This is a genomic window from uncultured Kordia sp., assembly GCF_947496985.1.
Lineage (GTDB): Bacteria > Bacteroidota > Bacteroidia > Flavobacteriales > Flavobacteriaceae > Kordia.
In genome coordinates this window covers 76,462-101,157 of record NZ_CANMEZ010000004.1, presented here as the reverse complement: position 1 = coordinate 101,157, position 24,696 = coordinate 76,462, and the positions used below count along the sequence as shown (strand labels likewise).

Sequence of the window (24,696 nt, the reverse complement as noted above, 5' to 3'; positions counted from 1 at the left end):
CCGAATATTTTGTGTAAATCTCTTAAAAGCCGAGATGGTTATTTTAAATTTTCTAATATAAAATCAACCGTTTTATTGGTGTTTTTACACTCTTTGTATGAATCTGTAAGGTGTTTTGAATCTACTGCACAACCATTTTTTGCTAAAGAAGCAATGTTTTCTTGGTAAGCTAATGAAATTTTACCGCGAAGTAACGGTTTCATGTCTTTTCCAGATTTGTAGTAATCATATACTTTTTTCAAACCTGTTAGGTATAAATAATCCTTGGTAAATCCACCGCCACGATGCGCACGAACTGAAATATTGAATGCGGCTTCTCTGTCTAAATCATATGTATTGACAAACATTCGGAAGGTTTTTGAAAACGAATATCCTTTTGCCAAACTATCCACAGCAATCACACGATACGCCAACTCCTTTAAACGTTTTACCGTTAAGTTATTACTCATGTATTCTGAAAAAACAGCCAATCCTTCTTGTGTTTCTTCATAGTTAGGAAAACCGTTTGAAAATATTTTTAGCGGATGCAACAACCCGTTCATTGTTGTAACCATATGTACACCAATTTCATGATTGGTCAATACTTCGATTTCATTGTCAGAAAAAACATGGTTTTCATTAATTACTAAAGTTTTAATATTGTTTAAAACCATTGCAATAGCACTCATATCTTTCGAAAACCGGATTGTATACGTAAAGTCGTATTGCTTAGAATATGCTCTAAAAAGTGCTTCTGTTTCTTTTGCGTTGTATTTTGGTTGAAATTGTGTTTCGCTTTTGTTTTCTTCTTCAAAATGCAATATAAACTTAGCATTTTCCACATCTTGTTCAGTTGGTGTTCCAAATGAACGCAAACTATTGTAATAGAATTTATGCTTTGTTCCTATTGTTTCAATACATTGAATTAAGCCAGAATACGCATAGATAATATCTTCGTATAATTCTCTTGTATTTTTGTCTTCAATACGTTCAATAGGTTGAGAAAAAAGTTTTCTGTGTAATTGAAAACGGTCGAAATCAATTTCAGGATAGATGAATTTTGGGTCTGTTAGATATTTAGATTGAAAGAATTTTTGCTTTTCTTCTTCCATGTTTAAAGGGTTGACATAACTTAATAGTTCAACCTTTTTTACAAGTTCATCAATATTTTTATCTATTTCAAAAAGCACTTCGTTTCCTACATATATATCATTCATCCTAAAAAAATCTTCTTATTTATATTTTGCGTAAAACGCGGTTGCATGCTTTGGTAGCATTCGTCGCAGCTCTTTTTCTATAGCAGCTACAACTTCGGGGAACATGACTTGATTAATTTCGTCGCAATATATCTTTTTTACTTCGGTTGCCAAAACTAAAGTATTGCTAAAATGCTGCGTGATGTACTTTAAAAAGTAGCCATTTCCTTGAAATGTATCGTTTATTTTAGATGTTGATTCTATATCATTAGGCAATTCAATCATAGAAAGCATTTTACGCCAGGATTCTATGGATTCCCCAAAACGCTCATTATCAACATTTCCTGTCCCTAAATTGAAAGTTGGCACTTCCCTATCCCAACGTTTCCAATTGTACGAATGCATATCATATACCACACAAGCGCCAAATTTTTCTTCAAGTTTTGTAATGAGCGCATGTACAACTTTGTAAAAGTTAGTATGCTTGTCCAAGCTTTTTTGTTTCATTTCGTCCGCAAGTGGCTGATGCCAAAGTTGTTTTCCCCAAGCGTCTTCATAAATAGCACTTTCTGGCGCACGATTTAAGTCGTATTCAAAGCGTGAGTCCATTCCGGCGATAATAATAGGATGTGTTTTCACCATTTCCCGTGTAGCTGGATCTTCTTCAAACCAACGTTCGTATTCTGTATGTTTACAATTGTCCCAAAGTTCGCGTCTAAACTGATGTCCATCGTGTACAGCGCCACAAGCATAGGGAACATATGCGTCAATTTTTATTGTAAAAGAATAGTCTGACGAAACTGCTCTAAATACTTCTTCATTTTCAATTTTGGCAACAATCTCTTGAATGGTTAGTTTTTTCATGAGGTATTATATTAATATACTTATTGTTTTGTTCTTCGCAATTTTACTGCTGTAAGATAGTTTTCATCTTCAAAATTAATATCATATCCGTAATCATATAATTTTAGAATGGTATCTAAACGATCTTTTTGTGATTTCGCGGTTTCTACTTCTTCTCTATATTTAATAAATGGGGCAAATCCATATCCTATCAATCCTAATCCTAGTCCAATACCAACAATACTCACGGTGGAAATCCAACCAGATTCATATAAATATTGTGTAAAGTATATATCAGCAATAAGAATAGCAGCGCCAATTATTGTATAGAGTACCAAATGTCCAATGACATCAACTTTACGATCTTTTATTGTTTTATGTTTTAGATTGATTTCAGCAATTTTTTCTTTTGCGTTTGTATCAAAACTTATTTTAGGACACTTTTTGATAAAATCAGCTTTCTTTTTGGTTAGTCCACATAAGTTTCCCGTTGTAAAATCAAATTCTTTATGTTCACAAAAATTACAATGACTTACGTTTTCCATACTTCTATCCTATTCTAACTATTTGCATACTTTTCTTTACATCAAATTCACCTTTAGCATTTTTAGTGACGTAAATGTCAGCTTTGTAGTCTAAATTATCTTTTTTTAGTAGAATTTGCAAGTCTTTACGTTTTTCTTAAGCTTCTCCCCAATCATTTTTGAATTGCTGTAAAGGTCGTAATGCTACTGCCAATATTACACCGCCAGCAAAGATGAGAAATGGAATTACAGGATATTCCGTCCATTCTGCATATTGTATATAAAAACCGACTAGAATAACTCCAAATCCTATGCATCCGATGATTGCTGCATCTTTTAAGATGCCTTTGCGGACAATTTTTAGTTTCTCCAATTCTACAAGAATGTCTAAAAGTTCATCTTTTAATAGCACTCCTTGATTATTCATCGTCATTCAAAAATAGTTTAAAACTTATCTATTAAGTTTAATATTACAAATACTAAAAAGGTCAATGCTAAAATACTTAAAATGATTTTTGCAATTTTTCCATATTTTTTATCAGCTTCATGTTCCACTACAACTGTATTTGATAACTTATCGTGCCAACCATTGGTTGTCGTTCCTAAAAAAGAAAATGCTTCAAAAGGGATTCTTCTGGAAAGTGTTCTAATAACAATTTGACCAAAACTAATACGATTATCCTTAGCGTGAATTATACCAGTATACATCAAATATTTCCCTGGTGTTGCTTTAAAAAGAGTTTCAAATAGTAGATAATAAAAAGTACTCACAATAAAATACAGCAAAAACATAGTCAACCGATCTCCAATAAAATATACAAGATCTTTGATCACATCTGACATTGTAAAAATAAATTTTGAGAATAAGAATACTATCATGAAAAAATCAATAAAGTAATGCCCAAAACGCTGTAACTTGCTTGCTTCTTGATATTTTGGTATACTTTCAACTCCGTTGTTTTTTTTATATATTTTTATAAAGTTTTCATCTAAAAGAATTAGTTTTTTGTCCTTATAACGCTTTCGCAGATACACATAACTTATAAATAGAATTACTGCTAATTTTAAAATGTATATGATTAATAATAAAAAATTATAATCTTCAAATATATTTCCACTAGCTAGAAAGATTCTAATACTAAATTCAAATAATAGGTTGATTACACTAATTATTCCTGATATAAAGAGTATAGAAAAAGAAAAATCTAACAAACGGCTTTCTTTCTTACCACTTATTGCATATAAGAGCGTTCCTGCTAAAAATAAGAGTATATATAATGGATTTAAGATAGATATACCGTAGAAATAATTAACTGTTTTTGAAGGTAATATAAAAAATTCGTTATTGAAGAATGCCAAATCAACAGTAGACACATCTAATATATATACTGTATACCAAAGCATATCGGGGATTAAATTGGGCATTAAAGACGTTACATAAACCAAGATAGACATCACTGAAATATATAAAGCGATGTAAAAAATGTTATTGTTTATTTTATCTAGAATATGCATGTCTATTGTCTTTTATTGATACAAACTTCCCCATTCGGTCCATGAACCGTCGTATACAGAATAGTTTGTATTTCCAGAATATTCTGCTGCTAATGCTAGAATACAGGCTGTAATTCCTGATCCGCAAGAAAATACAAACTCTTTTTTATCTGTTTGCAAAGATTCAAAAATGGCTTTGATTTCTGACTTTGATTTTAGTTGATTGTTCAGTAATAACTCTGTATATGGAAGGTTTTTCGATGTTGGAATTTGACCACTTCGTAAGCCTTTTCTTGGTTCAGGTACTTTTCCTGTAAATCGAGCTGAAGATCGTGCATCTAGAATTAAGCTTGACTCGTTTTGAATTTCTTGCAACATTCCTTCATAATTTCGAAATAATTCTAAACGATCTTTTCCTTCAAAATCACCTTTTTCACCATTGTAAACTCTTTTTTCTTCACACAAATATCCTTTTGCCTTCCATAATGGAAAACCTCCATCTAAGACTGCTATATTTTCAAACCCCATTGCTTTAAACATATACCAAACACGTGGAGCTACATAGATTCCTAGTTCATCATATACGATAATGGCACTATCTTTATTTATTCCTAATTCCTGCGCTTTTTGTGTAAATGTTACTACATCTACCATTGTATTTGGAAAAGGTGCGTTTGAAACACTAAATACTTTTTTGATATCGAAAAAACGTGCGCTTGTGATTTGTTGTGTTTCAGATGAAGCTTCACCTATAACTTTTGGAATGGTTCCATTTAAAATAACAAGATTGGTTGCATGAAAATTTTCTTGCAACCAATCTGTAGAAACTATTGGATTAGATAGTTGTATGTTCATTAGGCATTATCAACTGTGTTACGTAATCGTACGCGTCTGTCAAATGCTTGTAATTTATCAACGACTTTGCTTTCTACAAAATCGATTACTTTTTCTTGAAGTTTTGCTTTGTACACCTTGTTTATGTACGTTATTCCTCCTGGTGACATTACATTTACTTCAACCAATTTTCCGCCAATCACATCAATTCCAACAAAATATAGTCCGTCATTTACAAGTTTTGGACCAATTTGTTTGCATAATGCTTTTTCTGCTTTGGTAAGCGTGTGTTTTTGCACACTTCCGCCAGCACTAACATTGGAACGATGATCGTCGGTTCCAGGTACACGTTTCATGGCTCCAATTGGTTCACCATTTAACAGCAAAATACGAACGTCTCCTTGATCTGCACCTTCGATATAATCTTGCAGAATTACATAATTTGAAGAGCCATCACCACTTGTAATATAAAAGTCGAGCAATGATTTAATATTATTCATTGCAGATTTCTCAATTAAAATCACTCCTGAACCTCCAAAACCATTTAATGGTTTTAGAATCATTTTATCAGCTTTAGATTCTTTAATTTGTTGTACTAAATAATCTTTATTTTTAGATACATGCGTATTTGGAATAATGTTACTATGAGCATCACCAAAGGCTGCTGTATATAGTTTGTTATTCGCTTCACGCATTCCTTGTAATGAGTTTACAATGAATACATCATCTTTTACAGAATCCAAGAAATTTAGCATTATTGGATCTAATGGTGGATTTGCACGCATGAATATCACATCGAACCCTGCTAATGGAAGCATTTCTTCACGCAATACGGCTTTCATATAGAATGATTTTAGCGTACTTGGTGTTTTTTCCATTCTTCCAATTACGGTACAAAAAGCATTGGTAACACTATCACGAATTGTTAAGTTAGAAGGTGTACACATGGCAACACCATGTCCTCGTTTTACGCATTCTTTTATTAATGCTAAGCTTGTATCATTTTCTGGATCAATTTCTTCCCAAGGATACATCAAGAAGCAGATATTCATAGTCGATTTTTTTTGGTTGTTATTCTGGTCTTCTAATTTATATAAAATTTATTGATTTTTTAGATTATTCTGCCACTGGGTAATTATCGTCCCAATTTTTAGGTTTTGAATCGTGTAATTTCCCTAAAGATTTTGCTACCAGCATAGAAACAGTAGCATCTCCCGTAACGTTTACAGTAGTTCTACACATGTCTAACGGTCTGTCTATTGCGAAAATTAGTGCTAATCCGATTGGTAATAATGCTGGATCAAACCCTACCGATTCTAATACAATTACTAACATTACCATTCCTGCACTTGGTACAGCTGCACTTCCTATAGAAGCTAGTAATGCTGTAAATACGATGATTAATTGCACTTCAAGTGTGATGGCTTCGGGTGTCAATACTTGCATTATAAATACTGCTGCAATTGCCTGATACAAGCTTGTTCCGTCCATATTAATGGTAGCTCCAACAGGCAATACAAATCCTGTAACTTCTTTGTCAACACCTAAATGCTCTTCAACTCGTTCCATTGTCACTGGTAATGTAGCAGCACTTGAACTTGTTGAAAATGCTAACAACTGTGCTGGACTGATTTGTTTTAAGAACCAGAAAGGTGATTTCTTGGTATATACACTTACAATTACTAAATAGAATACAATCATTAATAACAATCCAAAAACAACACATAAACCATACGATAGTAATTTCAGTAATATTTCAGGATCATCAAAGGCGACAATAACGTTTGCTAATAATGCAAATACCGCATATGGTGCAAATAACATGATTAAATCTACCATTTTCATGACGACTTCATTGAGCGAATCAAAAATATCTATCATTGGTTTTGCCTGTTTTTCAGGAATTAATAATAAACAGATTCCAACAAATAACGCAAAGAATATAATTTGAAGCATTTTTGCGTTTCCTAATGCTTGAAATATGTTTTTAGGGAATATATCAACCAACGCTTGTAAAGGACCTGCATCATTTTGCGCAGCAGCTTTTTGTAATTTATCATTGACTCCGTCAGAAGTAGCGTATTTTTCTTTAATTTTTTCAATAGTTTCTTGCGGCATTCCAATACCTGGTTTTATGGTATTTACAATTCCTAAACCTATAATAATCGCAACAAGCGTCGTTACTACATAAATCGCGATGGTTCGTAATCCCATCTTTTTTATTTTGGCAATATCTTTTAAATCAGATACACCTTTTATTAACGAAGCTAAGATTAACGGAACCGCAATTAGCTTTAATAAGTTGATAAAAATTGTCCCGAAGGGCTTTATCCATCTACTTATAAAATATTCAGCGCGTGACGTTTTTATTTCTTTAGCATCAATTTGTTTTACAGTAGTTACAACTTCACCATTTACAATTTCTTGCACTATTTGCTCGGAAGCTGGAATTGTTTTTGTGGTAATCATTTCACTTCCCCAAGAAGTCGAAAGTAGAATGAACGAGAATATGATTCCCAAAACCATTCCTATTAATATTTTCCAATGTAATGCTAATTTCTTCATATAGTTAATGTTATATAATACTATCTGTTATGATGCGTTGTGAATACTTTTATTTAGTAAATAATAATCTGCTAAAACTAATGCTGCCATCGCTTCTACAATAGGAACAGCTCTTGGTACTACACATGGATCGTGACGACCTTTTCCTTGCATTTCTACAATATTACCATCTTTATTAATGGTTTCTTGATTTTGCATAATGGTTGCCACAGGTTTAAAAGCAACAGAAAAATATATGTCCATACCGTTACTTATTCCGCCTTGAATTCCTCCAGAAAGGTTCGTTTTTGTGGTTCCGTCAGCGTTGAAAATATCATTGTGTTGACTTCCTTTCATTTTTGCACCTTCAAAACCACTTCCATATTCAAAACCTTTTACAGCATTGATAGAAAGCATTGCTTTGCCAAGTTCTGCATGTAATTTATCAAATACAGGCTCACCTAAACCAACAGGAACATTCTGCAATACACAACTAACGATTCCTCCTATAGTGTCCCCTTCTTTGCGAATTTCTCTAATTTTAGCTTCCATTTCGGCTGCTTTTTCAGGATCTGGACAACGTACTGGATTACTTTCTGTTAGATTAAAATCGAGTTCTTGATACGATTTATCTAAAGATATTTCACCAACCGAAGATACAAAAGCATTTATTTTGATATTGGAAAGCATTTGTTTTGCTATTGCACCAGCTACTACTCTAGAGGCTGTTTCACGTGCTGAACTTCTTCCACCACCACGATAATCGCGATGTCCGTATTTTTGATCGTATACATAATCGGCATGAGATGGACGATAGGTTTCTTTAATGTGCGAGTAATCGTGTGATTTTTGATTGGTATTGTGAATCGCAAATCCGATAGGAACTCCTGTCGTTTTACCTTCAAAAATTCCTGAATAGAAAGCTACTGTATCAGGTTCTTTACGTTGTGTTACTATGGCTGATTGTCCCGGTTTTCTACGATTCATCTCTTCTTGAATCATTCCCATATCTAATTCTATTCCTGCTGGACAGCCATCAATTACTCCTCCAATTGCAGTTCCGTGTGACTCTCCAAAAGTGGTCAATTTGAATAGTGTTCCAAAGGTATTTCCTGCCATAGTATTTTTTTATCAAATGTAAATTTAATCTAACAGATTTAAAAACCCAACTAATGCTTAAAATTAACTTAACATTTCCTTCAATTCCTTTATATATAATTAACATTCAAGCAACTAAGCTTAACAGTATTTTTTCATGAATCCTTAGGGTTTGTTATTTATTTGCTGTGTGAAAAATGATTTTTTGAAAAAACGAAAAATAGACCTCGTTGTCATATCCGATGTTCATCTAGGAACATATGGTTGTCATGCCAATGAATTACTTTCGTATTTGAATAGTATTGATCCGAAAAAAATAATTTTGAACGGTGATATTATTGATATTTGGCAATTTAGGAAACGTTATTTTCCGAAATCTCACTTAAAAGTAATTAAGAAATTGATCGATTTTTCTACCAAAGGCGTTGAAGTCGTTTATATTACAGGAAATCATGACGAATCGTTACGACGATTTTCAGATACTACTTTGGGCAATTTTTCACTAGTTGACAAACTCGTATTAGAACTTAACGGAAAGAAAGCTTGGTTTTTTCATGGTGATGTGTTTGATGCTTCTATTCAAAATGCCAAATGGATTGCCAAATTGGGAAGTTGGGGTTATGACATGTTAATTCTTCTAAACCGTTGCATTAACTGGTTTTTATTAAAAATTGGTCGTGAAAAGTACTCTCTTTCTAAACGCATTAAGAATAGTGTAAAAAAAGCCGTAAAGTATATCAATGATTTTGAGGAAGTTGCTGCAGATTTAGCTATTGACAATGGGTACGAATATGTTGTGTGTGGACATATTCATCAACCGCAAATGGAGAAGAAAACCAATAGAAAAGGTTCATGTATATATTTAAATTCAGGTGATTGGATTGAGAACTTAACGGCTTTGGAATATCATAAAAATCGTTGGAAACTTTACCGCCATACAGAAGATCGACTTACAGCTTTTTATGCCGATGAAGAACTAAAATCAATGGATTATAAAGATTTACTAGCTGCTATTACGATTGTACAACCGCCAAAAAAGTAGGTCATCGCTTCACTCAATTCAAGAATTTAAAGATATCTCGACTGCCATGATAGGATATTTGTTGATTTACTGTTAAGTGTCAGGAAAAATTGAATTGATAAATCAACAATAGTTACAAAAGTGCTTTTCGCAAAATTGTAATTGGATGTAAAGCATCTTTCTGAGTTCCGTCTTTTATTTGATGACGACAACTTGTTCCGTTCGCAGCCAAGATTGTATCCATTGAAGCCTTTCTTATTGCAGGAAACAGAGTTTGCTCACCAACATTCATGCTAACTTCATAATGTTCTTCTTCATACCCAAACGAACCTGCCATTCCACAACAACCTGAAGCAATAATCGTTGGTTTATAGTTTACTGGAAGATTCAATATATCATAAGTACATTTCTGATTCGACAATGATTTTTGATAACAATGCACATGTATTTTTATGTCTTTTGTTTCTCTTGTAAATACTTCAGAAGTAATCTCGCCAGCTGCTATTTCTTTTGCTAAAAATTCTTCGATTAGATATACATTTTCAGCAAGTTGTTTTGCTCCTTCTTTATCATTTGCCAATCGAATATATTCGTCACGGAAAGTTAAAATTGCTGAAGGTTCAATTCCTACTAAAACAGCATTTTCAGTAATGATATTTTTGAATATTTCTACATTGGCATTTGCTACTTTTTTAGCTTCCGCCAGAAAACCTTTTGAGATAAATGTTCGTCCACTTTCTTTGTGTGGAATATAGTTGATTTCGTATCCTAATTTTGATAATACAGTTAATGCATCCTGTCCAATTTCTGATTCTAAATAGTTTGTGAATTCGTCATTAAAAATATATACCTTCTTAGATTTTGAAATGTTTTTATTTAACTTATTTAATGTTTTTTGAATTATCCTATCTAAAGTTTTACTTGAACTCAAAGGCAATGTTCGTTCTTGTGCTACCCCTAATCGTTTTTTAATAATTTTTGAAGTGAAATCATTCTTTTTTGCAAAGTTGGAAAGTCCCGAAAACTTACTGGCTAATTTGTTTGATTTTGTTGAAAACGCAAACATTTTATCACGATATGTTGGTGGGTTTGATTTGTAATATTGATGCAAAAATTCCGCTTTTAAGGCAGCTACATCTACATTACTTGGGCATTCGCTTGCACAGGCTTTACAACTTAGACATAAGTCAAAAACTTCTTTTAATTCTGTATGATCAAATTTGTTTTCTTTCTCTGATTGAGTTAAAAATTCACGCAATGCATTTGCACGTGCGCGTGTTGTATCTTTTTCATCTTTTGTTGCTCTGTAACTTGGACACATGGTTCCCGAAAAAGAAGCTGGTTTTCTACAATCTCCAGAGCCATTACATTTCTCGGCTGCTCGCAAAATTCCTTCACTATCCGTAAAATCGAAGAGTGTTTCTATTGCTGGTTCTTTTCTATCAATTTCGTAACGTAAAGACGTGTCCATCTTTGCCGCATCTACTATTTTCCCTGGATTGAATATGTTATTCGGATCAAAAACCTGTTTCACTTCTTTCAGTAATTCATAGTTCTTCTCTCCTATCATTATTGGAATAAATTCCGCACGTACAATTCCATCTCCATGTTCTCCACTAAATGAACCTTTGTATTTTTTGACCAATTTGGCCACATCATGCGTAATTTTTCGAAACAAAACCACATCTTCCTGTTTCTTTAAATTTAAAATTGGACGTAAATGCAATTCTCCAGCGCCAGCATGTGCGTAATAGACAGCTTGCTGCTCATATTTCTTCATCAACTCGGAAAACTCCGCAATATATGGCGCTAAATCAGGCAAGGCGACTGCTGTATCTTCAATACATGCGACTGCTTTTCGGTCGCCAATGATGTTTCCTAACAATCCCAAACCTGCTTTGCGTAATTCCATCGCTTTGCCAATTTCTTTTCCCTTCAGAATTGGATAATGATAACTTTTTCCTTCTTCTTGCAAAGAAGTCACTAACGCTTTTGTTTGTTCTACTAAGTCATTTTCGTCTGTTGAGCGTAATTCTAGTAGTAAAATCGATTGTGGATCGCCTTCTACGAAGAATCTATTTTTGGCTTGTGCCAGATTTGACTTTGTACAGTCTAAAATGATTTTGTCCATCATTTCGCAAGTGTACAAATTGTGTTTCATGGTCAAAGAAACCGATTGTAAACAGTCTTCAATACTTTCATAATGTGCAGCAACCACACAATGATGTTTAGGTGGCAACACATCTAGCTTAAGTTTTATTTTTGTGGTAAATGCTAGTGTCCCTTCACTCCCTGAAAGGAGTTTACACATATCAAAGCGATCACTTTCTTTGTTAAAAGGTGCAAAATGTAGTAATTTATCAATGGCATATCCTGTATTTCGTCGATGAATTTCAGGTTTTGGGAATTCAATTCGAATTCGTGCTTGATTATTGGAATCGCTAAGTGTTTCGTATATTTTTTGATAGATGTTTCCCTCTAATGATTCTTGTGCTCTTTTTTCGTGAAATGTTTCTGTGGAAATTGTTTCAAAAGTAGCTTCACTTCCGTCAGACAATAAGGTTTCTAGCGATAATACTTTATCACGCGTAACGCCATATTGAATAGATGTTGTCCCAGATGAGTTATTTCCAACCATTCCACCAATCATACAACGATTTGATGTTGATGTATTTGGTCCAAAAAATAATCCAAATGGTTTTAGGTATTGATTTAATTCATCACGTACAACTCCGGGCTCAACCGTAACCGTTTGTTCCGTTTCATTTATATCTAATATTCTGGTAAAGTGTTTAGATACATCAACTACAATTCCTTCTCCAACACATTGTCCTGCCAGCGAAGTTCCGGCAGTACGAGGAATGAGTGATACATTTTCTTTTGTAGCAAAGTCAATAAGTTTTTTTAGATCTTCCGTATCTTTCGGATACGCAACTGCTAATGGAATTTTACGATAAACAGACGCATCAGTAGCATATAGTATTTTGTGCAAATCATCATAAAAAAGCGTTCCTGATAAATTATTTTTTAAGACTTCTAGTTTTGTATTCATGCCACTAATTTGATCGCTATTCCTTATTTTTTCAGCAATATAAACTTATTTTTTTAGTTATAATACTAGAATCAAACTAAGAATAATTATAAAATATCAACAGATGAAATCCTCATAAAGTATCTGTCAATTAAAACTGGCACGATATTGGTTAATTTCATCCAATAACAACAACAAAATAAATAGAAAACAGATGAAAAAGTTAGTGATTTTGAGTATTTTATTTTTTGGATATGTAGCCACAGCGCAAGACATTTCAGATCATGCAATTGGATTGCGCCTTGGTGGTAATAATGGTTTTGGAACCGAAATTTCATACCAACTTGGATTGAGTAATACGAATAGAATAGAGCTCGATTTGGGTTGGAAAGATAATGATGATTATGACGCGTACAAATTAACTGGATTGTACCAATGGGTTTGGAATATTGATGGTGGATTTAACTGGTACGCAGGTGCTGGTGGCGGATTAGGAAGTTGGAATAGCAATAGAGGCGCTACAAATGACGGTTTTTATGCTTTTGTAGCTGGAGATGTTGGTATTGAATATGATTTTGATTTCCCACTGATACTTTCCCTTGATTTTAGACCTGAAATTGGTTTTGTTGATGGATTTAATAATGATTTAGATTTTGACCTAGCTCTAGGGATTCGCTATCAATTTTAATTTTACTAGCGTAATTATATACATTTAGTTAAATTTGCGACTTAACTTTTAAATTTAGTCTATAAAAATGTATACAAACGTGAAAAAAGTATTTTTAATCGCATGTGTTGCAGGTATGTTCTTATTCACTTCTTGCGGAGGAAAACAAGAAGAAGACAACAGAGATAATTCATACGCAGTAGAAACTACTATTGATGGTATGCCTGATGGTATGCGTGCATTTTTAAAAGTGCGAAATGAGCAAGGACAACCAGTCTCAAGAGACACTGCTATTGTACAAAATGGCAAATTTACTTTTTATGGTACTTCTGATGTTCCTGAAATGGGATTCATTTATATAAATGGGGCACAAGGAAATATAAATTTTATTATTGAAAAAGGAGACATTAAGGTTCAAGCTGAACGAAATAGCTTATCGAAGGCAAAAATTACTGGAGGAAAACACAACCAAGAATACACTGATTTTGTAACAAATTCACAAGATCTTTCTGCTAAAATTAAATCGATTAATCAGCGTTATGCCGTTGCTTCAAAATCTAAAGATAGTGCGTCTGTTGCTACTTTGAAACAACAAGCTAAAGATTTAGAAACGCAAGGAACAAATTTCCAGAAAGATTATATTAAAGAGCATCCAGATTCTTTTATCTCTATTCAATTAGTGAATCGTATGTTACGTTATAAAGTAATGCCAGTTACAGAAGTAAAGGCTTTTTATGACAAGCTTCCTGAAGACATGAAGCAAACGAAAGTTGCTAGAGAAATGAATCAGAAAATCATGGAAATGAAAAGAGCCGCTATCGGATCTATAGCTCCTGACTTCAAAGCACCAAATCCGCAAGGAGAACTTGTTTCTTTGTATGATATTAGAGGAAAAGTAACTATTATTGATTTCTGGGCAGCTTGGTGTGGACCTTGTCGTAGAGAAAATCCAAATGTAGTAAGTATTTATAATAAGTATCATGCTGATGGATTAGAAATTATTGGGGTTTCGCTTGACGGAAGACAAGGACAAGGAAATGCAAAACAAGATTGGATTAAAGCTATTGAACAAGATGGTTTGCCTTGGCATCAAGTTTCGAATCTTGCAGGATTTAAAGATGGAACTGCAAGAACTTATAATGTACGTTCTATTCCTGCCACGTTTATTTTGAATGAAAAAGGAGAGATTGTTGCCAAAAATTTACGTGGTGCGCAATTAGAAGCAAAAGTGAAAGAATTATTAGGAAAATAGTTTTTACATAAAATTAATTCAGAATTTTGAATTATGTAAAACTGATTTTCAACGAGTTAGTTTTTTACCAAAAAAAACGTTCATTTTTTATTTGCACGTGTAAAAAACAATGGTATATTTGCAACCGATTTGAAACAAAAATCATACTCGTTGGGGAGATACTCAAGCGGCCAACGAGGGCAGACTGTAAATCTGCTGACTATGTCTTCGCAGGTTCGAATCCTGCTCTCCCCACTAAAAGAGAATTATCATACATTATGATAATTCTCTTTTTATTTTTATCTAATTTGCCTTAACTGATATACTTTATCAAATCTCAAGTCCTCTCAATAAAAAAAGACTACTGCTGTAATTTTTTAATATGATTTGCAAGCGCTTGTCCAGCTTCGTGATGTCCTTTTTTATTCCAATGTGCATCTTGATCAAAGTATGAAGATTCGCTTAATACTGGCATTGGATCAAAGAAATCAATATTTCGCTTTGTAAGTTCTTTTTGAATCGTTTTATACACATTGTCACCCTCAATGACTTCTGTAATTTTCTCTTTTAATTCTGGATGAATATGCGGATTTTTCCTAGAAAAGAAATAATTCTGAGGAATTAATAAAACAGTTAATTTTCCGCCACGTTCAGCAATTATAGTATCCAATTCTTGCAACGCAATGATTCCTCTATTATTCTCCAAGCTTTCTTGTCCTGTTTCTAATGCTACACTGTTGGGAACATTAGGTAATAAATTTTCAAATAAGACCGCTCTGTAGTGAGATCTATTGATCATCTTCACTACTAATTTTGTAAAGTAACTGTACTTAATAAGCTTGTTTACAGGAAAGACATACAATTTTGGCGCGTTATAAATAGAGCCTTCTTCCGAAATCATTCGCATAGGAATTTCTAAACTATTCGTTTCTCTATCATAGTTTGTTTCTTGAATATCTGAAGCCAAATCGTTTCCAATATACATTCCAACAATGACATGTTTTGCTTTTAAATCTTTATTATTTCGAATAAAATACTCGTAATGTTCTGGCTGAAAACCACTGAAATACCCATAATTAGCGACTTTAAAGTTTGGCAATGAATCTGCTAATACATCCGAATAACGATCTTCTACTTCTACTCCATGTCCAAATGTAAAAGAATCACCAAAGAAAGCAATATCCACTTCATGGTTTTCTAGTGTTTCAACATCTCGCATTCCTCTATCATTTGTTTTTACAGATATATTAAATTCCCTATTTGCCCAACGTGATTCATAATTTTCTTTTACAGGAACAACAACCTTTTTTAAAGGTTCTATAATACCTTCTTCATTTTGTTGTTTGTAGATTGTTAAGGGAATATTTACATATGCAGAGGTGGTTTGTGCATTTTTTGAACTTGAAGATGAAGTCACTCTCAAAACAATGTATGAACCTATTTCAAGAAATATCAAAGTAATAACAAAGATGATGAGGTACTTTTTTAGATTATTTAAAAACTTCTTCATATTTCTTGTGATTTAAATTTTCCCTGTTTTAATCATTACAAACAAAGCAATAATTGGCAAAGCCATCGCAATAACAATGTATGTGTCTGTATATAGTATATTAGTCCTAAGTGCCAAAGTGATAACAAATCCTGCGACAGCGCCACCAAAATGCGCATCATGACCAATATTTCCGAGTTGTTTTTTCATACCATAAATAGAAAATACTAGATATAGAATTCCAAAAATATATGCTTTTATAGGAATTGGAATAAACATAATAAATAATTCCATATTTGGATAGAGTAAAATTGCTGCATACAAAATCCCTGTAACCGCACCACTTGCCCCCAAAGCTGTATAATGATATTCTTTTTGATGAAAAAAGAAGGATAATAGACTTCCTAATAATAGACTTGCAAAATAGATGAGGACAAAGTTTAATTGCCCAAAATTTGAAATTACGATATCTGCAAAGAAATAAAGTGTAAGCATATTAAAGAACAAATGTGGCGGATTGGCATGCAAAAAACCTGAAGTAATCATACGGTAATGTTGCCCATTTTGAATAGCTCCGATATTGTAGATGTATTTGTTTCTGAATTCATAATCATCGAATCCTTTTATAGATACTAATACGTTTGCAATAATGATTCCTATTGTCACCAATTCTAAATTCATCATAAATAGCCTTTATTAAGTGTCAAATATAGCTATATTTGTCAAAATTTAGCACACATATGCAGCTTATCGCGTTCATTATTATATATCCAATTCTTTGGTTGATTTCTATTCTTCCATTTCGCTTACTTTACTTGTTTTCTGACTTTTGCTATGTACTTGTTTATTATGTTATTGGTTATAGAAAGAAAGTAGTTCGTGGAAATTTGGCGTTGGTATTTCCTGAAAAGAGTGATGCTGAACGCTTAAAGATTGAAAAAAAGTTTTACAGTCACTTGTGTGATATGTTTCTGGAAATGATTAAATCATTGACAATTTCTGATGCGCAATTACGCAAACGCTTTGTGTTTACTAATATTGAATTGATTAATGAATATGAAAAACTAGGACAAAGTATTATTTTAGTTTCTGGACATTATGCCAATTGGGAATGGATGAATATAATGAAAGAGTATGTTTCACATAAAGGTTATGGCGTTTATAAGAGACTAACTAACAAGTATTTTGATAAACTTGTCCGTGATATTCGTGAAAAGCGAGATTCTACATTAATTACCACAAAAAACACGTTTAAAACCATCAGGAAAAATCAAGATAACGATGTATTGGGTATTTATTACATGGTAAGTGATCAATCACCAAAACCATTGCCAAATTATTATTGGACTGATTTTATGAATATTACTGTTCCTTGTTTTAATGGTTTTGAAGTATTAGCTCGTAAAGCAAATATGCCTTTTATTTATTTTAAGATTGAAAAAGTAAAACGTGGACACTACAAAGCAACTTTTAATCCACTAACACCAGAAGGAATAAAAAACTATCCTAAAAACGAACCTACTGAATTATTCTACAGAGAGTTAGAAAAACAATTACACGAAGCTCCAGAATATTATTATTGGGTTCACAAACGTTGGAAGCACAGAGATAAAGTACCGCCAGAATACCAAAAATAGCTATACTACTCTACCTTCTTTTGCTGCTTTGGCATCTAAAGAACTTCCGATAGCAACACCTATTGCCAAACCAATTGGCAAGCCTAAAGCTATGTTACCAAATGCAACGCCCCAGGGCATTCCCAATCCTATACCTAGCCCCATCCACATGCTAATATAATATCCTTTGGTCACTAATTTATGCTTAGAAGTAGCTGTGTTTTTAATAGTAGCTTTCTTTTTCATGAAATTGCGACGTACAATTTTGTTTTCAAAATCAAATTTGGACGGAATTGCTTCAATAAGCACATCCATTTGTTTCTGAAAAGTAATTAATGCTTCAGGAGAAGCTGCATGTGTAGACATTTTTTCCAACAATCTTTTTAAATAGGCTGTTTCTATTTTTTTATGTAGTATTTCAGAAAACGAAGCAGTTTTTTCTTCAATGCTACGAATCGCTTGCTCTTTCCAAAGTGTATAGGTGGTTTCCATAAATGTAGTGTAGTTTTGCAATTTTATATATAAGTAGCGAATTTGAATTATTTGTTACATTTCGGAACGTTCAATCTTAACAAATATTCTTTTACTTAATAGGTTTCATTTTCCAAATTATCCAAGATACAAGAAAAGAAATAAAAATTAATGATATGGAAATTACACTATCCTTGAATACCCAATAAGAATCTTGCGCATAATTACTATGAAAATTTGCTAATGCACAAAATATAATTTTATAAGAAGTCCAAAATGCATGTATTAAAGTTATTATCAGATTAACTCCCCAAAATACTTTTCTGTTAAATACTATTGATCCAATTAATAGTAGAATAACCATAATTGCAAAAAGATACTCATCTATTATGACTGGGCTAAAACCATATTTATACTTTAAAAAGTTTACCCCTAAAAATATCCACAACAATAAAATCCCAGCATAAACAAAACGTTGAATTTTATCAATTCTTAAATATGTTATCATAAAAAACTTCTTCTCAATTTATCGTTTTGCTAAAATTCACTTTTAAATCACTAATTTAACTAAAAAAAGCCATCCAAATGGACAGCTTTCTTTGTATGATTTTAACAATGTTTACAGATTTGCGATCGCTTCAATTTCTTTAATGATTCGCTGTGCTAAACCATCTGCTTCTTGTTGTGATTTTGCTTCTGTATAGATTCTGATAATTGGTTCTGTATTTGATTTACGCAAGTGTACCCAATTCTCAGCAAAGTCAATTTTTACACCATCAATCGTAGTTACATCTTCATTTGTGTATTTTTCTTCCATTGCTTTTAAAATTCCATCAACGTCTAACTGTGGCGTTAATTGAATTTTATTTTTACTCATAAAATAACTTGGATAACTATCACGTAATTCACGTACGGTCATTTTCTTTTCTGCTAAATGTGTTAAAAATAAAGCAACTCCAACTAGTGAATCACGTCCGTAATGTGAATCAGGGTAAATGATTCCTCCATTTCCTTCTCCACCAATCACAGCGTTAGTATCTTTCATTTTAATTACGACATTTACTTCACCTACAGCACTTGCTTGATATGTTCCGCCATGCTTTTCAGTCACATCACGCAACGCTCTTGAAGATGATAAATTAGAAACTGTATTTCCTTTTACCTTTCCTAAAACATAATCTGCACAAGCAACTAAAGTGTATTCTTCTCCAAACATCTCTCCGTCGTCACAAATAAATGCCAAACGATCAACATCTGGATCAACCACCACTCCGAAATCAGCTTTTTCTTTGACTACTAATTCTGAGATATCTGTTAAATGTTCTTTTAATGGTTCTGGATTGTGAGGAAAATGTCCGTTTGGCTCACAGTATAATTCTATAACATCTACATTTAATGCTCGCAATAACTGTGGAATTGCAATTCCTCCCGTAGAATTCACACCATCAACAACCACTTTAAAGTTTGCTTTTTTAATAGCCTCTACATCTACTAATGGGAGGTTTAATACTTCTTCAATATGCTTTGTAATGTATGTATCATTTGGTGTTACAGTTCCTAAATCATCTACATCTGCAAAATCAAAATCATCACTTTCTGCAATCTCTAAAATTTGAGCACCATCAGCACCATTTAAAAATTCTCCTTTATGATTAAGTAATTTTAAAGCATTCCATTGTTTTGGGTTGTGACTTGCTGTTAAAATAATTCCTCCATCGGCATTTTCTAACGGAACAGCTACTTCAACTGTTGGTGTTGTAGATAAATCTAAATCGATTACATCAATACCTAAACCAACTAATGTATTAACCACCAAACTCTGAATCATTGCTCCAGAAATTCTGGCATCTCTACCAATAACTACTGTAAGTTTTGATTTGTTATATTCTTTTTTCAACCAAGTTCCGTAAGCACTTGCAAATTTTACTGCATCAATTGGCGTTAAATTTTCTCCAACATTTCCTCCGATAGTTCCACGAATTCCTGAAATTGATTTGATTAAAGTCATAATTATCTTATCTAAATTTATTTTTTAGTTTTAAAAATGGTTTTTCAAAGTACACATATGAAAAATGCGATACTATAAAAGTTACTCCAAACACGAGTCCATACGAAAGTATGACAATCAAGATGTCTGGCATGTCAATTTTGGCTACTAATTTAAGTAATATCAATCCTATCAACTGCATCACTAAGGGATGATACATATATATTCCGTACGAAATTTTCCCTAAATAATTTAATGGAGCATTCCGTATGTTGATCACAGGTTTGTAACTTAAGGTCAATATTACAAAACTAAACAATATCATGCTTATAAAGTGATATAAATTTAGGTTAATTCCTTTGATAATATCTGTACAAAAATACAGTAGAAAAGCTATTAAAATGGCAAATTTTAAATATTTATGCATCTTATTCCCTAGGTCATATCTTTCATGAAGTACTGCCAATAAACCACCTGCAGAGAAATAAAAGTATAAAAAGTCAAAACGCTGTAAAAAAGGGAAAATATTACTCGCAAAAATAGCAAAGTAAATCACCGTAAAGATGATAAAGAATTTGACAAAGAATTTCTTTCGTAAAAACAATAGCATTGGCGGAATTATCAAATAGAACTGTTCTTCTATTCCTATTGACCACAATATTTCAATAGCGCCACCAGGATGATATAGTGCTGTTCCTACATTGGGCAAGAAAAATGTATATAATAGTAAGGCATTTACTAGGTTATAATCATTCTCATAAGGAATTCCCGCTAAATCCAAGACGACATTATAATATAAAAAGCCTGAAATTAGAATGACGAAATATAACGGGTAAATCCTTAATATACGCCGCATATAAAACTTTTTGATATCTATTTTTCCGTTATCATGAACTTCTCTATAAAGCAATCGAATAATTAAAAAGCCACTTAGCACAAAGAAAACATATACAGCTTCTACTCCTCTATGAAAAATAATTCCATCGTTAAAGTACGGTAAATCTCGATTTCTAAAGAACTCAGGAATATGGACAAGCATCACAAGAAACGCCAATATGAAGCGCAATGGATTTAAATTTGGAAGTGTCAAGTACGTTTTTTTTACAAATATAATATTCTTAGAAAAATATTCTTATTAATTTTAACAAATGAACTTCTTAGCACACATTTATCTTTCTCATAATGACGACGAAATTAAAATTGGAAATTTTATAGCTGACAGCATTCGCGGAAAGAAATATAAAAATTACCCTGCTCAAATTCAACGTGGTATTCTATTACATAGACATATTGATACGTTTACGGATGCGCATCCGACAGTGCGTCAAAGCACCAGGCGTTTACACAAAAACTACAGTCATTACAGTGGTGTTATTGTAGATATTCTGTACGATCACTTTTTGGCAAAAAACTGGAAAACCTATTCCGATATTCCACTTGAAACGTTTGTCGATGATTTTTATCACTTGCTAGAAGACAATTTTGACATACTTCCGCTCAATGTACAACGTCTGCTTCCACACATGATTCATGACAATTGGTTGGTAAGTTATGCTTCTATTGAAGGAATTACAAAGGTTTTAGAAGGAATGAACAGACGTACGCAAAACCGTTCTAAAATGAATTTAGCTGTTGTAGAACTTCAAGAATTTTATGATGAATTTGAAGCCGAATTCACTTCTTTTTTTAATGAATTGATCGAATTTTCCAAACAAAAAATAACCGAATTATAAATATACCTCCATGAAAAACATAATACTTATTACCGTTTTTAGTGTATTGCTCTTTTCTTGCAAAAAAGAACAATCACAAAAACCTGAAGCTAAAATTGTTGGTGTAGTTTCAGAAAATGCAATGGTCGTTTCTGCACGTGAAGAAGTTTCTAAAATTGGTAATATAATTCTTCAACAAGGCGGAAATGCTTTTGATGCCATGGCTGGAATGGAATTAGCATTAGCAGTTGCCTATCCGTATGCAGGAAGTTTGGGCGGTGGCGGATTTATGGTATACCGCTTACAAGATGGCAACATTGGTGCGTTAGATTTTCGTGAAAAAGCACCTTTAGCAGCTACTAAAAACATGTATATCAACCCGGAAACAGATAGTATTATTCCTAATAAAAGTACACTTGGCGCAATGGCAGTAGGAATTCCTGGAAATATTGCTGGAATTTACGCGTCACATGACAAATATGGAAAATTACCGATGAAAGATATCATTACTCCAGTAATTGCGTTGGCAAAGAAAGGAGTAATTGTAACCAAAAAACAAGAAGATCGTTTAAGCAAATATCGTAAATACTTCCTAAAAGTAAACGACTCTAATTTCTTTCTAGCCAAAGCTTGGAAAGCAAATGATACCATTAAACGTATTCAACTTGCAAAAACCTTAGAACGCATACAACAAAATGGACGTGACGAATTTTATAAAGGTGAAACCGCACAAAAACTAGTTGATTTCATGCAGAAATCTGGTGGCATCATGACGATGGAAGATTTGGCAAAATATGAAGCACAATGGCGAACACCTGTAACATTTACTTATGATGATTTGCGCGTAATATCTATGTCGCCGCCATCAAGTGGAGGAATATGTTTGGCTGAAATCATGAAAGCCATTGAACCATACGACTTAGACACATTTGGGCACAATACTAAAAAATCTATTCAATTGATTACAGAAGCAGAACGTCGTGCGTATGCAGATAGAAGTCATTTTTTAGGTGATCCTGATTTTGTAAGCATTCCAATAGAAACTTTACTTAGTGAGGCATATTTAAATAAACGCATGCAATCCTTTTCTTTTGAAAAAGCGACGCCTTCTTCGGAAGTTTCACATGGAAACATAGAAATTGTAGAAAGTGATGAAACGACGCACTACTCTATCGTTGATCAGTTTGGAAATGCGGTTTCCGTAACAACCACAATTAATGGCGCATATGGCTCAAAATTATTTTGTGAAGCGTTAGGTTTCTTTTTAAATAATGAAATGGACGATTTTAGTGCAAAACCAGGCATTCCAAATATGTTTGGACTCATAGGAGCTGAAGCGAATAGTATTGCGCCTGAAAAACGCATGTTAAGCTCAATGACTCCAACAATTGTTGAGAAAAACGGAAAATTATATATGGTTGTGGGCACACCAGGTGGATCAACAATTATTACGTCTGTTTTGCAAACTATTTTAAATGTTCATGAATATGATATGGGCATGCAAGAAGCCATCAATCAACCACGATTTCATCATCAGTGGTTGCCAGATACTGTAAAGATGGAACCAGGAGGATTTAGTGAAACGATTCAAAAAGAGTTGGAACAACTTGGTTATACAATTGACGTAAGCGAAAGCATCGTTATTGGAAAAGTAGAAGGTGTTTTGGTATTACCAGATGGAAAACTAGAAGGTGGCGCAGACCCAAGAGGTGATGATAAAGCTGTTGGATTTTAGACATTATAAATCTACAATTCAAATTTTTAAATAGTTTAGCTTGATTGTCGTTACAATGTCGTTTTGGTTTTAGTTCTTTTTTTCGTCTTGCTAAAACTGATTACGTATTCTTTATGCGAGCAAAAAAAATGGAAATAATGAAATGAAAATTAAGGACCTAACACTTAATTTGAAAAATAGATTCAAAATTTTACTTTAGTAAAAGTAGAACTCACATTCTTTAATTATTTATACAAATCATTAATGTAGTTTTTCTTACCATCAATTCTTTCTAAAGAAATATCTATTGAACTTTTATCATTTATTTGGCCTGTTAAACTTATTGAATCTAATGTGCCTTTGAGTGTTTGTAAACCAAATTTTGTAGCACCTTCAAAACCAAGATGAATGTTTTCTTTTTCTACTAGATATGCACCAATATACAGTGTGTCTTCAACAGATAAAACAATTTGATTATTATTTTCTATAAATAACATAGGGAGTTTACCAAGCTTACCTTTTTTAGGCGTAAAGGTAGAATCTTTCAATTGAATTTGTTTTATTTCATAAGCACCAATAACATTAGGATCTCCTATGTAAACAGATTTGATATATAATGAAAAAGAAAAGTAACCTACAGACAAAACCAAAAGAAATACGACAGGAAATATTTTAGCAAATTTATGTTTTGGTTTTATTGATGTACTATCTAATTTACCACCTAGTTTGATAAAAAATTGATACAAATCTTTTCTATAACCAATTAATAAGATTAACGTAATTGCAAAATCTAAGATAATGTGTGAGGTTGCAAAAATAATTTCAAACTCAATATTTAAAACTAAAATATTTAAACAAACGCCTAAGGAAATTAGTAATGCTATTAATCGAGTTCTTTTAAATAAAACAAGTGCTCCAATTAAAAACTCTGATATTCCAATAAAAATATTGTAATTTTCTGACCTTCCAAAAAATGACCACATATGCTGATACTTAGACATTTCCGCTAGATAGATATACGAACTATAATTAGGAATTCTAAATTGCATAAAAAGGATTTTTGGAATAGCAAAACATATCATTTTTACAGACAAATAGTAGATTAATAAGTATTTAAGGGCGTTTAGAATATTCTTTAGCATAATCTTTTTTATTTGACAATTAAAGTTTTATTTTTTGGGTTTGGTTTGAAATGAAGACGAATCAACTTTTGCATTGTTACATTAAAAATTAATATTCTATTAA

Annotated in this window: 22 protein-coding genes and 1 tRNA gene; 7 read left to right on the top strand and 16 right to left on the bottom strand. The window is 32.7% G+C overall.

Translation table 11 applies throughout. The features are described 5' to 3' along the window. Positions 1-38: 38 nt before the first annotated feature. From Q0828_RS11635 to aroC, 9 genes are all read right to left on the bottom strand, one after another. Positions 39-1,196, bottom strand: coding sequence for a tyrosine/phenylalanine carboxypeptidase domain-containing protein (locus tag Q0828_RS11635; RefSeq protein ID WP_298420778.1), 1,158 nt, complete (start codon positions 1,194-1,196; stop codon positions 39-41). Positions 1,197-1,211: 15 nt separating this feature from the next. Continuing rightward, positions 1,212-2,039 carry an N-formylglutamate amidohydrolase gene (locus Q0828_RS11630; RefSeq protein ID WP_298420776.1) on the bottom strand — a complete coding sequence of 276 codons (828 nt, stop codon included), beginning with the start codon at positions 2,037-2,039 and terminating at the stop codon, positions 1,212-1,214. 20 nt (positions 2,040-2,059) lie between these two features. After that, positions 2,060-2,563 carry a hypothetical protein gene (locus Q0828_RS11625; protein ID WP_298420775.1) on the bottom strand — a complete coding sequence of 168 codons (504 nt, stop codon included), beginning with the start codon at positions 2,561-2,563 and terminating at the stop codon, positions 2,060-2,062. A 136-nt stretch (positions 2,564-2,699) separates the two neighbouring features. Continuing rightward, entirely contained in the window at positions 2,700-2,969 is a 270-nt protein-coding gene (locus Q0828_RS11620) for a hypothetical protein (protein ID WP_298420774.1), read from the bottom strand. A 17-nt stretch (positions 2,970-2,986) separates the two neighbouring features. Beyond that, positions 2,987-3,967, bottom strand: coding sequence for an RDD family protein (locus Q0828_RS11615; RefSeq protein WP_298420772.1), 981 nt, complete (start codon positions 3,965-3,967; stop codon positions 2,987-2,989). A 102-nt stretch (positions 3,968-4,069) separates the two neighbouring features. Then, entirely contained in the window at positions 4,070-4,891 is an 822-nt protein-coding gene (locus tag Q0828_RS11610) for a sulfurtransferase (RefSeq protein WP_298420770.1), read from the bottom strand. Further along, positions 4,891-5,922, bottom strand: coding sequence for a glutathione synthase (gene gshB, locus Q0828_RS11605; protein WP_298420768.1), 1,032 nt, complete (start codon positions 5,920-5,922; stop codon positions 4,891-4,893). Before gshB ends, Q0828_RS11610 begins: the two co-directional genes overlap by 1 nt. 64 nt (positions 5,923-5,986) lie before the next feature. Then, positions 5,987-7,435, bottom strand: coding sequence for a dicarboxylate/amino acid:cation symporter (locus Q0828_RS11600; RefSeq protein ID WP_298420766.1), 1,449 nt, complete (start codon positions 7,433-7,435; stop codon positions 5,987-5,989). 27 nt (positions 7,436-7,462) lie between these two features. Then, positions 7,463-8,533 (bottom strand): chorismate synthase, encoded by a 1,071-nt coding sequence (aroC, locus tag Q0828_RS11595; RefSeq protein ID WP_298420764.1) that lies wholly within the window; start codon positions 8,531-8,533, stop codon positions 7,463-7,465. Between the two features lie 184 nt (positions 8,534-8,717). Between aroC and Q0828_RS11590 the strand changes: the two genes are divergently transcribed. After that, entirely contained in the window at positions 8,718-9,554 is an 837-nt protein-coding gene (locus tag Q0828_RS11590; protein ID WP_298420762.1) for a UDP-2,3-diacylglucosamine diphosphatase, read from the top strand. Positions 9,555-9,666: 112 nt separating this feature from the next. On the opposite strand, the gene Q0828_RS11585 is transcribed toward Q0828_RS11590, so the two are convergent. Further along, on the bottom strand, positions 9,667-12,585 hold the full coding sequence (locus tag Q0828_RS11585; RefSeq protein ID WP_298420760.1) for an FAD-binding and (Fe-S)-binding domain-containing protein: 2,919 nt from the start codon (positions 12,583-12,585) through the stop codon (positions 9,667-9,669). Positions 12,586-12,778: 193 nt separating this feature from the next. On the opposite strand from Q0828_RS11585, the gene Q0828_RS11580 reads away from it, so the two are divergent. The 3 genes from Q0828_RS11580 to Q0828_RS11570 all read left to right on the top strand — a co-directional run bounded on the left by Q0828_RS11580 (position 12,779) and on the right by Q0828_RS11570 (position 14,717). Continuing rightward, complete coding sequence (locus Q0828_RS11580) at positions 12,779-13,252, top strand: hypothetical protein (protein ID WP_298420758.1); 474 nt, start codon at positions 12,779-12,781, stop codon at positions 13,250-13,252. 79 nt (positions 13,253-13,331) lie between these two features. Then, positions 13,332-14,483 (top strand): TlpA disulfide reductase family protein, encoded by a 1,152-nt coding sequence (locus tag Q0828_RS11575; protein ID WP_298420756.1) that lies wholly within the window; start codon positions 13,332-13,334, stop codon positions 14,481-14,483. Between the two features lie 152 nt (positions 14,484-14,635). Next, positions 14,636-14,717 (top strand) — tRNA-Tyr (locus Q0828_RS11570). A gap of 106 nt (positions 14,718-14,823) precedes the next feature. Here the strand turns inward: Q0828_RS11570 and Q0828_RS11565 are convergent. Together Q0828_RS11565 and Q0828_RS11560 are read right to left on the bottom strand one after the other, a co-directional pair. Then, complete coding sequence (locus tag Q0828_RS11565; RefSeq protein WP_298420754.1) at positions 14,824-15,972, bottom strand: hypothetical protein; 1,149 nt, start codon at positions 15,970-15,972, stop codon at positions 14,824-14,826. A 12-nt stretch (positions 15,973-15,984) separates the two neighbouring features. Next, positions 15,985-16,635 carry a rhomboid family intramembrane serine protease gene (locus tag Q0828_RS11560; protein WP_298420752.1) on the bottom strand — a complete coding sequence of 217 codons (651 nt, stop codon included), beginning with the start codon at positions 16,633-16,635 and terminating at the stop codon, positions 15,985-15,987. Between the two features lie 56 nt (positions 16,636-16,691). Between Q0828_RS11560 and Q0828_RS11555 the strand changes: the two genes are divergently transcribed. Then, on the top strand, positions 16,692-17,588 hold the full coding sequence (locus tag Q0828_RS11555; protein ID WP_298420750.1) for a lysophospholipid acyltransferase family protein: 897 nt from the start codon (positions 16,692-16,694) through the stop codon (positions 17,586-17,588). Here the strand turns inward: Q0828_RS11555 and Q0828_RS11550 are convergent, their stop codons facing one another. The 3 genes from Q0828_RS11550 to Q0828_RS11540 form a co-directional block, all read right to left on the bottom strand. Then, complete coding sequence (locus tag Q0828_RS11550; RefSeq protein WP_298420748.1) at positions 17,589-18,059, bottom strand: hypothetical protein; 471 nt, start codon at positions 18,057-18,059, stop codon at positions 17,589-17,591. A 598-nt stretch (positions 18,060-18,657) separates the two neighbouring features. Beyond that, entirely contained in the window at positions 18,658-20,046 is a 1,389-nt protein-coding gene (glmM, locus tag Q0828_RS11545) for a phosphoglucosamine mutase (RefSeq protein WP_298420746.1), read from the bottom strand. Positions 20,047-20,053: 7 nt separating this feature from the next. Beyond that, positions 20,054-21,115 carry an acyltransferase gene (locus Q0828_RS11540; RefSeq protein ID WP_298420744.1) on the bottom strand — a complete coding sequence of 354 codons (1,062 nt, stop codon included), beginning with the start codon at positions 21,113-21,115 and terminating at the stop codon, positions 20,054-20,056. 58 nt (positions 21,116-21,173) lie between these two features. Here Q0828_RS11540 and Q0828_RS11535 point away from each other — a divergent pair, with 58 nt between their 5' ends. Both Q0828_RS11535 and ggt read left to right on the top strand, forming a co-directional pair. Next, positions 21,174-21,758 (top strand): acyl carrier protein phosphodiesterase, encoded by a 585-nt coding sequence (locus Q0828_RS11535; protein ID WP_298420742.1) that lies wholly within the window; start codon positions 21,174-21,176, stop codon positions 21,756-21,758. A 10-nt stretch (positions 21,759-21,768) separates the two neighbouring features. Further along, positions 21,769-23,472: a gamma-glutamyltransferase gene (gene ggt, locus Q0828_RS11530; protein WP_298420741.1), complete on the top strand. Its 1,704-nt coding sequence runs from the start codon at positions 21,769-21,771 to the stop codon at positions 23,470-23,472. Positions 23,473-23,696: 224 nt separating this feature from the next. On the opposite strand, the gene Q0828_RS11525 is transcribed toward ggt, so the two are convergent. After that, the gene (locus tag Q0828_RS11525; protein ID WP_298420739.1) at positions 23,697-24,500 is read right to left on the bottom strand and encodes a hypothetical protein; all 804 of its coding nucleotides are present in this window, start codon (positions 24,498-24,500) and stop codon (positions 23,697-23,699) included. Positions 24,501-24,696: the final 196 nt, after the last annotated feature.